Annotated in this window: 11 protein-coding genes; 6 read left to right on the plus strand and 5 right to left on the minus strand. The window is 38.4% G+C overall.

The window, feature by feature from the left end:
* Positions 1-128: 128 nt before the first annotated feature.
* Entirely contained in the window at positions 129-1160 is a 1032-nt protein-coding gene (locus tag VHE99_05490) for an amidase family protein (protein ID HVV68469.1), read from the minus strand.
* Between the two features lie 217 nt (positions 1161-1377).
* Here VHE99_05490 and VHE99_05495 point away from each other — a divergent pair, with 217 nt between their 5' ends.
* From VHE99_05495 to VHE99_05505, 3 genes are all read left to right on the plus strand, one after another.
* The gene (locus VHE99_05495) at positions 1378-1785 is read left to right on the plus strand and encodes a GNAT family N-acetyltransferase (GenBank protein HVV68470.1); all 408 of its coding nucleotides are present in this window, start codon (positions 1378-1380) and stop codon (positions 1783-1785) included.
* 112 nt (positions 1786-1897) lie between these two features.
* On the plus strand, positions 1898-2131 hold the full coding sequence (locus VHE99_05500) for a hypothetical protein (GenBank protein ID HVV68471.1): 234 nt from the start codon (positions 1898-1900) through the stop codon (positions 2129-2131).
* 647 nt (positions 2132-2778) lie between these two features.
* Positions 2779-4008: a multidrug effflux MFS transporter gene (locus tag VHE99_05505; protein ID HVV68472.1), complete on the plus strand. Its 1230-nt coding sequence runs from the start codon at positions 2779-2781 to the stop codon at positions 4006-4008.
* A 110-nt stretch (positions 4009-4118) separates the two neighbouring features.
* Here VHE99_05505 and VHE99_05510 read toward each other — a convergent pair whose 3' ends face one another.
* Together VHE99_05510 and VHE99_05515 are read right to left on the minus strand one after the other, a co-directional pair.
* Positions 4119-4706, minus strand: a complete 588-nt coding sequence (locus VHE99_05510) for a LysE family translocator (GenBank protein ID HVV68473.1) — start codon at positions 4704-4706, stop codon at positions 4119-4121.
* Positions 4707-4723: 17 nt separating this feature from the next.
* Positions 4724-5152, minus strand: coding sequence for a DUF2000 domain-containing protein (locus VHE99_05515; GenBank protein HVV68474.1), 429 nt, complete (start codon positions 5150-5152; stop codon positions 4724-4726).
* A gap of 108 nt (positions 5153-5260) precedes the next feature.
* On the opposite strand from VHE99_05515, the gene VHE99_05520 reads away from it, so the two are divergent.
* Entirely contained in the window at positions 5261-6145 is an 885-nt protein-coding gene (locus VHE99_05520; GenBank protein HVV68475.1) for a LysR family transcriptional regulator, read from the plus strand.
* A gap of 253 nt (positions 6146-6398) precedes the next feature.
* Positions 6399-7907 carry a hypothetical protein gene (locus tag VHE99_05525; GenBank protein HVV68476.1) on the plus strand — a complete coding sequence of 503 codons (1509 nt, stop codon included), beginning with the start codon at positions 6399-6401 and terminating at the stop codon, positions 7905-7907.
* A gap of 110 nt (positions 7908-8017) precedes the next feature.
* On the opposite strand, the gene VHE99_05530 is transcribed toward VHE99_05525, so the two are convergent.
* Together VHE99_05530 and VHE99_05535 are read right to left on the minus strand one after the other, a co-directional pair.
* Positions 8018-8359, minus strand: coding sequence for a cytochrome c (locus tag VHE99_05530; protein HVV68477.1), 342 nt, complete (start codon positions 8357-8359; stop codon positions 8018-8020).
* A 299-nt stretch (positions 8360-8658) separates the two neighbouring features.
* Positions 8659-9858 carry an MFS transporter gene (locus VHE99_05535; protein ID HVV68478.1) on the minus strand — a complete coding sequence of 400 codons (1200 nt, stop codon included), beginning with the start codon at positions 9856-9858 and terminating at the stop codon, positions 8659-8661.
* Positions 9859-10132: 274 nt separating this feature from the next.
* Here VHE99_05535 and VHE99_05540 point away from each other — a divergent pair, with 274 nt between their 5' ends.
* Positions 10133-11470, plus strand: a complete 1338-nt coding sequence (locus VHE99_05540; GenBank protein HVV68479.1) for a transposase — start codon at positions 10133-10135, stop codon at positions 11468-11470.
* Positions 11471-11485 lie beyond the last annotated feature (15 nt).

Below are 11485 nucleotides of genomic sequence, written 5' to 3' on the forward strand. Positions count from 1 at the left end.
TTTCTGGTGTCATCGCTGGCAGTTCCTCTTGTTATTTTTGTTTTTTGAGAAACTTAAAAATACATGATCTGCCAGCTTTGGCAACTGATTTAGCTTACTTTTTTCAAATTAACCCAGCCAAAAAATGGCTAAAGTCCAGTACCAATGGTGCCCAGTAACGGTGCAAAAGCAGGCGTTGTTGGAAAACACAATAATATTGATTCTTGTAAAAATTGGTTGATTGCTTGCGCGAAAAATTCCCTATTTTCTATAGCAGATTGTATATCTAATTTTTTAGCTGTTTTGGCTAGCGTATGGAAATTACAAGCAATTACGGGACCATACTCTGCACCACTATTTTCTACGCAATCACCTAAAGTACTCCAAATTTCTGTCGATTGTAGAATAAAATAATTTTCATATAACCATTTCCAATTAATTTTTTTTCCGGTAATTTTTTGCAAGGTGGTGGTTTCTACTGAAAATTTATTTTTCAACCATGCAAGAGTAGGAGCTAATGCTGTTTTAACTTCTAAATCACAGACTTGTAATATATCTTCAAGAAAAAAAATCTTAAGGTTAATGGGCTTCTTATAAATAGGTAATCCTGTTAATACATTTCCCACCCGTTGTAAAATTTGATGGTCAATTGTGAACACTCCAACAGTATCAAAAGTTGGGGCCAAAGGATTAACACCTGCAACAGAAATCATTCCATGAGACGGTCGATATCCTAGAATGCCGCAATTGCTGGCAGGTACTCTAACAGAACCTCCTGTATCAGTGCCTAGCGCAAAATCGACCTGGTTACATGCAACTGCCGAGGCAGATCCACTGGAGGAACCGCCTGGCACTCGGTCAGGAGCACGGGGATTTAATGGGGTGCCATAAAAAAAATTTTCACCGAGTAGACTATAGGCAAGTTCATCGGTATGGGTTTTTCCTAGGAAAGTGGCTCCAGCACCTAATAATTGTTCAACACAGATCGCATGAGTCACTGCAGGTGGGCGTGATTTTGCCCAACTTGGATTCCCACATCCAGTGACCATTCCTTTTACATCGATTAAATCTTTAACAGCAAATGTTAAACTATCTAATGAGCCGGAACGATAGGGTTCTATTGTTTCTAGAGAAATAAATGCGGAGGAATGGGTTAAATCGTCATTAGAAGTGAATTTCATAGTTTTTAATCATTTTGTGTCTGAGATCGCCACTTTAGCAATTTGCAAGGTTATACATAACGATGCATAATCCCAATCGCACAAAAGTGGCGCAACAAATTTTGAGGATATTATAAGTGATTAGTCAATTCTTAACACTACATTATGCAACCAGGCTGTGCAGTTATCTTTCTTGATTCAAAGCAAATTAAAAGCGATCAATTAAATGACTTATTCCATGACATATGAAGAAAATCCCCTGTTCCAAGAAATTGATATTTTGGCTAAAGGCATAGCCAATAACACTAAACAACACGGATTGGAGCCAATAGAACCGTTTGCATTCTTTATCCGTGATAGAAACAATGTAATCAAAGGCGGATGTAATGGCAATATCGGATATAATTGGCTCTATATCGATCAACTGTGGATAGATGAACAGCTGAGAGGAAAAGGTTATGGTACGAAATTAATGCGAGCTGCTGAAAAGTTAGGATTAGAGAAAAAATGTTTGTCTGGCGCAGTCAACACAACCAGCTGGGAAGCACTCGATTTATATAAAAAACTGGGTTATCGGGTTGAGCTTGAGCGGCATGGCTTGCCGAAAAATTCCATATTTTATTTTTTAAGAAAAGAACTTAAATAGAATATTATTTGCCTTTCCCGTAGTGCCAATACAGCAATTCAACAATTAATATGAAAATAATTATAACCACAACAATGAGTTTTATGCACTAACTTCAAAAAATAATGTATCCATGGGAGTAAATCAGCATGGATTAACTATTATCGAAGAAGATTCCCCACTTCCACCCAATGCAAATAAAAATAGAAGATTTCAGCAACCAGAAAATGGCACAGCTGAGGGGATGATTAAATACGGTATCTTGCAAAACTTTAATACTGTTGATGAAATACTGCCTTTTTATCTAAAATATTTAGTGTTGCCGATCCTCATTTTTACCAGATTGCTGATGGCAAAAAGATATTGACCGTTGAAGTTGCCTATGGTGATAACAATCTAGATCCGACGCGCAAATTTACCTACAAGGTTTTATCCAAGCAAGGTAATTACTTTGCCCATACTAACCATTATTTGACTCAAGAATACCTTCCGTTAAATAGCTTAAAATCTAACCCAGACTCTTCTGATAGTTCAAAAAATAGGCTGAAAAAATGGAGATTTAAATAACTCGTATATTAATTTCAGAATGCTAAATTCAATAACGACTGACAGTCAAGGCAAGCAATTAATAAAGTACCAAGAATTACCTTCCAGTTTGGCTAAATTGTTCTCAGAGGCTAGCCCAAAGTTCGTTGAACGTGAATTTATAAGGAATCCCCCTATGAATGGCATTTGTGGCTAAAAGCCCCCAAAGTGTGCTCTACCCGACCTTTAATAAAAGCTGCAGCCCCAACGTTTAAACCTCTTCCTTAAAACATCTTCCTTAAAACACATCTTCCTTAAAACATTGACCCATCGGTTTCAAGCATGTTATAATAAAGAAGTTTAAACATTATCAATTTAGGTACATCATGATTTTAGCCGCTTAGCTACATACAACTCTGCATAACGGGTCAACATCCCTAACTTTGGGGATTTGTTTATCTTATGTATTTTTTTGTATGAGGTTACAAAATGGCTAAATTTCTTTCTTCACCTTCGAAGTCAGCTAAAAATCTATTCTGGTTTCCAATCTTTTTATTTCTGTATAGCTTTACTGGTAATGTCTCCAATGACATTTACATGCCGAGCATGCCCAGTTTAGTGCATATTTTTAATACCAACGCGCATTTTGTACAAATGAGTTTGGCACTGTGGTTTTTAGGTGCTGCCGTACCCCAATTGCTGATGGGGCCCCTTGCTGATCGTTATGGGCGGCGCATGGTGTTGTTTGCGGGTGGTTTGATATTTTTATTATCAACCTTCATTTGCGCAATAAGCAATCACGTTGGATATTTAATTTTGGCACGCTTTTTTCAAGGTGTGGGTGTTTGCAGTTTAACGGTAGTCAGCTTCATAGTGATTCATGAGCTATTTAGCGGTCACCAGTGCGTTCGCTTGCTATCGTTGCTAAATATATGTAATTCTGCCGCTCCTTTATTGGGGCCATTAATAGGCGGCTATATATTTTTACTATTAGGCTGGCGCGCAAATTTCTTTCTTGTATTCGTATTAGGTTTGATAGGTCTTATAGGCTTGTGGAAATGGATGCCTGAAAGCAAAAGCACTTTGGATTTAACTGCTCTGCATCCGCGCATTTTATGGACGACGTATTGGAGCCTTTTAAAAAATCGGATGTTTATTCGCCATCTGTTAGCTTATGGACTATTTTTTGGCGGGATAATTGCTTATTTATCAGGCGCGCCGTTTGTCATTATCAACTTACTAAAAATACCCGCACAATATTTTGGTGTGACTCAATTGGCCGTATTTGGCGCTTTTATCGTCACATCTTTGTTGGTTGATAAATTAGTCAAACACTACCGTACAGATCGAGTGATTTTACTGGGATCAATTCTCATTGTATTAGCTGCTGTGGCTATGTTGTTAGTGAGTTTTATTTATTCACAGAATCTTTACGGATTTGTAGGAACTATGATGTTATATGCCGCTGGATTCGGATTGGCGAGCAGTCCACTTGCGAAAGAAACCTTGTCTGCAAGTCCGAATTCAGGTGGTTTTGCTGCGGCAATGTTGGGATTTAGCATGACTGGGTTTAGTAGTCTGGGCAGTTTTGCTGTTGGGGTCGTGTATAATCAAACCATTGCTTCAGTAGCAGCAGTGATTTTAGTTATGTCTTTAATGGCGCTACTGTTTTACGCTAGCTTTTATAAAAAAACACGACATGACATTCAAATTGATTAAAGTGAAAAATTAGCCGCTGGCGCGAAACTCAAACTAGAAGCTGTCTCTAGATTGTCATCCTGAGCGTAAGCGAAGGATGACAGCTAAAATATTTTTGAGACAGCTTCTAATTAAAACTGACCATAACATAAATATCCAGCTGTTATAATCAAAATTAATCCCATAATGAAATTGAAGACTCGTAGGCGAAAATAATCTTTTAATAAATATGACACTTTATCACCCAAGACTGCCCAAATACTAAGTGCAATATAACATACAATAAAATATATCAGGGTAAATGTTAACAATGCATTATAGCTTTCTTGACTTACGAAGATTGAAGCGCCAGATACGCAAGCAATCCATGCTTTAGGATTCACCCATTGAAGCAAAAGACCTTCGTAAAATTTAGGAACATCTTTTTTGCATAATTCCAACTTTGGTTTAGAAGAAGCAATTTTGTATCCGATATAAATAATATATAAAGAGCCCGCGATCGCTAAATAAGTCAGAAAAGATGGATAGGCATTAATAAACTGTGAAAATCCAAATCCAATAAAAAGCAACAATAAGGTAAAGCCTACAGTTGCCCCAAACACATAAGGGATAGTTTTCTTTGCTCCATGGTTAATGCCGGAGGAAAGAATAATCATATTCACCGGTCCTGGCGTAATTGACATGACCAAAGAAAATGAAAACATGCTAAAAAGTTTCATCGTTATTTTCTCGAAAACTATCTTAATAATCCCAAGCTACCGGTAAATTTATTGACGACTTTTATCTCGCCATACAGCGCTAATCCTAGATACTCTAAATACTCAATTGGAGTATTTTCATATTGATGGACATAGTCTGCATAGCTTTTAGTGCTTTGAGTTGCCGTAATTAAGTCAATCACTATTAAATCTGGTTCATAGACCTTCATTGCTTGGCGCATTTCCTTAAGTGCCAAGCCATTACTTTTTAAAATGGGGATGGCCATCGTCGTTATGCCATGATGGTTATCTCCCGCATTATCTTTGTGATCGTGACCAACAATTTCTGGGATTATTTTTCCTATATTAATTGATAGCACTGCTGCCGTATTGGCAATGACGCCAACAGGTAAAGACTGATCGATCACGATGACACATTTATTACTTGCTAAGTCTTTGTTATTCAATAGGTTCTCCTAAAAGCTTTCATATCACGTTATTTTGATAGATTACCATATACAGAAGAGCGTGATAAGATAGTATAATTAGAATTAATTATTTTATAGGATAATACAATGATTGATGAACTACGGGCATTGGCCATCTTCGCTAAAGTAGTAGAGGCGGGCTCATTTCGTTCAGCAGCCAATGCGTTACAGCTTTCACCTTCGGTTGTGAGCCACCATGTGGCACAGCTGGAAGAGCGACTTGGCGTCGCCCTGCTTTACCGATCCACAAGACAACTTTCCCTTACTCATGAAGGCGAAAAATTATTTATGAGCGCAGAAGCCATGCTATTGGCTGCAGAAAAAGGCCTTAATAGCATTGCCTACCATGCAGAGGAACCCACAGGTAAATTAAATTTGACTGTCCCAGCAATGCTGACAAGAAGTCCTCTGGTTAGCCATATTGCTGCATTTGCCAAAGCGTTTCCCAAAGTAGCACTTTCAATAAACTTTAGCGATACGCAACAGGATTTGATTCGGGAAGGCATTGATCTTGCGATTAGAATAGGCAACTTAAAAGACAGTGGTTTAAAATCTAAACGACTCTTTACTATGACACGAAAACTAATCATCGCTCCTTCTTTAATGAATGAGTATAAGTCGCCTCGACGACCACAGGATTTACTGAAATGGGATTGGATTGGGCTCAAAGTGCGCCCACATACCAAGAGGTTAATCAATCAAAAGGGGAAAACTTGTTCAATTCATTTTGAGCCAAGAATCATTGTTGATAGCATGGATGCTGTTTGCCAGTTGGCCATTGCTGGGTTAGGACTAGCAACCCCACCCGCGTTCCTTGTGGCTGAAGATATTCGTCAGGGATATCTTATTGAACCTCTGCCTGAATGGCAGGCTGAATCCTTGTCTGTTTATGCCGTATGGCCACCCAATGCTTCTAAGGAATCTCTGACATATCGATTTATGGCATTTCTAGAAGAAAAGAATCATATTTAAGAACTCGAGTATGATGACAGATCAATTCATCAAGGTGAAAAAGTACCTGTCCAATGAATTTGGCATTTCAGGAAATCTTCAGATTCAGTTGATAACATATAATATATTAACCCAACGTTGTCACAAGGATTTTTTTAGTTTCCAGCATTGTTGAACAGATAGATTTAAATCCTAAACGCTGGATATCATAAAACTTACCTTTAACAAGCACTATCGAGAGTAATTATAATCTCAAACTAAATTGAGGCGCGTCATGAGCACTGAATTGCCAGCTAGCGAAACTAAAAAAATAGTAAAATACTCTAATTCATCTGCAACTCACTACCAATATTCAGACTCAGTTACATTATATGTAGAGAAAGATCCAAGACATAGCCCAATCCATGAGGTGGGGGTTGGGGAGGCTATGGTTACAACTGATAATGGTTTACTTTTTACCAGTAACCTAGGACCTTGTCAGGCTGTAGTGGCAAAATTAAAAGACGGCAATTTTGCCCTGTATCATGCCCGCAATCCTGACTCCTGCGAACAAGGATTTAAAGATTTTATTAAATATACAAAAGGTAATATTGATGAAATTTTTGTATTTCAGAAGCCAGATAACAAAAATAATTTATTAAAAGCACCTGTTCTCGCCGTTGAATTGTCAATTGCTCTGGGCATTGATGTGCCTAGGGTGCAGATCCCAAAATACGGTGCTATTGTTTGCGATTCACAGCACAACAAAGCATTCATTATTAAATTTAATCAATTTAATCTAATCGATGCCACTATTAGTCAACCAGCGGGAGTGGTTTTATCAAACGCAACCAGCCTCGATAGCGCCTTCACTACGGCCATTCCTTACTATAAAAGCGAAGAGGAAGTCATTAACTATAAAGAAGTCGAAGGAAGTAAATTATACGCTGAGGCTCGCTTAGGTATTGCATTATATAAGAAGGATTTTAACTTGGCCAAACGAGCAAAATCCGAAATTATCCAGAAAGCATTAAATTTATGGATCACAGATAGTTACCATGCTAGCAATCGTGAAATAATCAAAAATTTTAATGAGTTTGGATTAGTGTCGACATCAACAAAAATCAAAACTCAACCAATAATTAAAATTAAAAACCAACCAATTGATGAGAAAAAAACCAACACTGGTTTACTTAAAATATATTGGCAATATCATTTGAAAAACTGGGAACGAGTATTATTAACGGCTATCCAGAAAGCTGACCAAAACACAGTAAACAAAATGCTGGCTCGCTATAAAAATCAGCCACTTGAAGAAGATAAATTACTTTTGTTAGCAACTAAGTTACATCCTGAAGCATTAAGACAATTTGATAAAGATATGGCTGATGCCGCACGAGATAGAATATGCCTTCTTATAGAGCAAGTAGCCTTTAAAAATAGGTTTTCTCTTCAACGGCCTATTATTTCCATAGGCCAAAACGATTTGCCTGCTATTGGAAATACACAAACGAATGGTGAAGTTAAATCAAAACAAGATGTAAAATTTCCTGTTAATACTAACAGAGTTGTTACCATACACATGGCAAGGTCTAATCAAACAGAGGCATCCAGTGCCAGCAGTTCTTCTAGCACAATCAGCCATATGGCACCTTCGCAATCAACGACACCATTGCTTTCTACCCTTGCGACCAAACAAGGGCAATTTAAATTGCAATCAACTGCGCCTTCGTCATCCCCCTCAGCGAAAGTTCAAACAACATCTCCACTCCATAATCCCAACTTAACCAATCAGTTAGGTTAATTTTTTCACTTAACTTTTTTTAAAGACCCACGGTGCTAGATTAAATAATCGGACCCCTGCGATAAGTGTCCCGATTCATTAGACAATCATGTATCATAAATTTAAGATTTTTATTTTGTATTCTCTGGTTTTTTAAAAATCAGTGTTAACATATATATATTTAGCGCTCTTAATTCATCTTCTGTCCAGGTATGGGGTGGAACTTTAACTCCATTTCCTTTCAAAATATTAGGAATCAAGTTACCATTCGGACGCAGTACTATAGAAGAACCAATAACTCCTGGGTATTCGCGCAATCTTTTCTGAAAAGCGGGTGTGGTCAGATCAGGTGTTAGTGGATTGCTTTTATGGGCTAAATATCCTGTAGCTGCAGCATCAAAACCATAACACATGGCGCAACGAGCGTTATAAAGTTGTTTTCCTATATCGACACTGGCAAAAACAGCTGAAATATATGTTAACGTTAATCTGGGACCAAGATATCACCGCGCCAAGAATTTGCGTTAATTGAGCAAATTTTTGCCGACTGACCTGAGTGAAATTTATTTTATTTTTGTTGTATTGCGTTAGTATAGATATTTTAATAACAACAATAAATCACATAAAATGAAAATCAATATTTCAGAAATTGAAATTATATAGGCTGTACGAATGGTACGTTCTTATTTGGATTGCGTCACATTACGTAAAAGAATGAACACTCCAAACGTACATTGACGTTTTCACAGCGTGGCTGTACAGCTTTCTCTACTTAACCTTTTATGTTTTTATGCTTAAATTGAGCAAAAAACTCCGTTAGATAGTAAGCGAACACTATCAATACACTAATTAAACCGATATTACAAATAGCAATCCAGCCCCCTTTAGCGTAGGCAAAGCCGCTTAATGCCGAACCTACTGCTCCTCCAATAAAAAAAGTGCTGAGATAGATGCCATTCAATCGCCCCCGTTCTGCGGCGGCCAACATATAGATGGCACGTTGCCCCAACACCAAATTAGAGCAGACTCCAGCATCCAACAGAATCGCCGCAAATAACAGCGCTACAATCGAATCCTTGCCTAAATTTGCGAGAAGAAATGCCAGAGCAACTAACATCATGGCCGCACCAGTTACCGAACGTGAATACCCGCGATCTGCCAAGCGACCCGCCAATGGTGCTGCTAATATGCCGCTGATACCCGCAAAGGCAAATAAAGCCACTTGGCCTTGTGTATAATGAAAGTTGGGTCCCAACAGCAGCAAGGCAATCGATGTCCAAAATAAGCTAAAGGCCCCAAATAAAAACGCATGGTAGGTGGAACGACGACGTAGTATGAGATAACGTTTCCATAGCTGCAGCAAGGAAGTCAATATTGCCGCGTAAGAAGAAGTTTCCTGAGGTTGTCTTCGTGGAAGTTTGATTAATACCAGTGATGCAAAAATTAGCACTAAGAATAATGACAGAATAAACACCGCTTTCCACATGAATAAATCTGCCAACCAACTGGCCAAAGGTCTGGCCAACATGACACCAAGCGATAAACCGCTGACGATATTACCGACAGTTTTGCCACGGCTTTCTTCAGATGACAGATGGGCAGCGAAGGGGACAATCACCTGTGCACTCACTGAAGTTAACCCCAACAAAAAAGAGAAGGTCAAAAAAACCCAACTCGTTTGGGCTAATAAAATCCCGATCAATGCTATTGCACTTGCGCACAGCAATAAGAAAATTAAACGTCGATTCTCAGTTAAATCGCCCATTGGTACGATAAAAATTAGACCGGCGCCATAACCAATTTGAGTTAAAGTCACAATAAAACTAGTTAAAGTGTGATTTAAATGCAAATAAGTACCAATGAGTGAAATTAGGGTTTGTGAATAATAGATATTAGCCACTGCTATCCCACAGCCTGCGGCTAAAATCAAGGTTAGTCCACGCGTTAGAGTAGTATTATAGTTTTTTAGCATGATGACCTTTTCCATTTTAAATTCTTTGTTAGTCAGATACAAAATAAAAAAGCAATTCGGATATTGATCGCCCTCTTAATGAGAACGAATTGGAAACCCTGTTCAATTGATGAATATCGGGAGGAATATTAAAACAGTTCTATTATTCCTGGACTTTAGCCATTTTTTGGCTGGGTTAATTTGAAAAAAGTAAGCTAAATCAGTTGCCAAAGCTGGCAGATCATGTATTTTTAAGTTTCTCAAAAAACAAAAATAACAAGAGGAACTGCCAGCGATGACACCAGAAATTATATCAGTTATTGCTTTATTTGCACCTGTATTTACATTGCCGACTTGGGAAAAAGCTCAAATTTTATTAATCGGAGCGATACTGTGCCGAGGAGCCAGACGGATAAGCAATATCCTGCGCGTCATGAACTTATCTGGAGAGAGAAATTTTTCTAAATACCACCGTTTTTTAAGCCAGGCTCAGTGGAGCGGTCTCGTATTAAGCCAAATCTTATTTGGGATGCTGCTGAACCTATTGCCAAAGACATGGCCTATTTTAATCGCTGTTGATGAAACATTAGAGCGCAGAAGAGGCAAAAAAATAAAAGCTAAAGGAGTTTACCGCGATGCGGTGCTTTCAAGTGAATCGAAAGTCATAACATCTTTTGGGTTAAAGTGGGAATGCATGACGTTGATTGTGCCGCTGCCTTGGTGTAAGCGTCCTTGGGCGCTACCTTTTTTAACCATTCTCGCACCATCAAAACAATGCAATGAAAAAGCGAACAAACGGCATAAGACCTCGATTGACTGGACGCAGCAGATGGTGAAATTAATTGCTCGCTGGGCAAAGCGCCCCTGGGTTTTAATAGGAGATGGCGCTTATGCCTGTATGAAATTGGCGCGTACTTGCGTTATGCATCAAGTCACACTGGTATCTCGCTTTAGGTTGGATGCTCAGCTATTTGATCTCCCCAAATTGAAAAGAAAAAAATTGGGCAGGAAACCCATTAAAGGTAAACGCATTTTCCTCAAAAAACTGCTGGAAAATAATCGCAAGACTTGGGAAACAATGGAAGTTAATTGGTATGGTGGAAAGAAAAAAGCCATCGAATATTTGACGTTTGTGTGTTTATGGTACCATGCGGGCATACCTCCATTGCCTGTACGGATTGTCTTGGTCAAGACGCCTGATGGAAAAAATGTTGCTGAAACATTTTTTAGTACAAACATAACTGATATGCCAGAACAGATTATTAATTGGTTTGTGCTGCGTTGGAATATCGAGGTGACTTTTGAAGAAACACGCGCCCATTTAGGTATCGAAACTCAACGACAGTGGTCAGACAAGGCCATTCAGAGATCAACTCCATTATTAATGGGGCTTTATTCGCTGGTGACGCTGATAGGCCTTAAAATCTATGAAAAAGAACCTGTTTTTATACAAGAAAAAACATCATGGTATGACAAAAATGGAGAGTCGACTTTTAGCGATATTATAACGCTGGTCAGAAAATCAATTTTGACCAAAAAGTATTTTTCAAAGTCTGAAAATGAGAGTGATTTATTAAAAATTACGGCCAATCAGGCTAATGCTTTGATTTATCAGCTGGCTTTAGCGGCATAATTGGCTAAAGTCCAG

The organism is Gammaproteobacteria bacterium, assembly GCA_035546635.1.
Taxonomy (GTDB): domain Bacteria; phylum Pseudomonadota; class Gammaproteobacteria; order JAURND01; family JAURND01; genus DASZWJ01.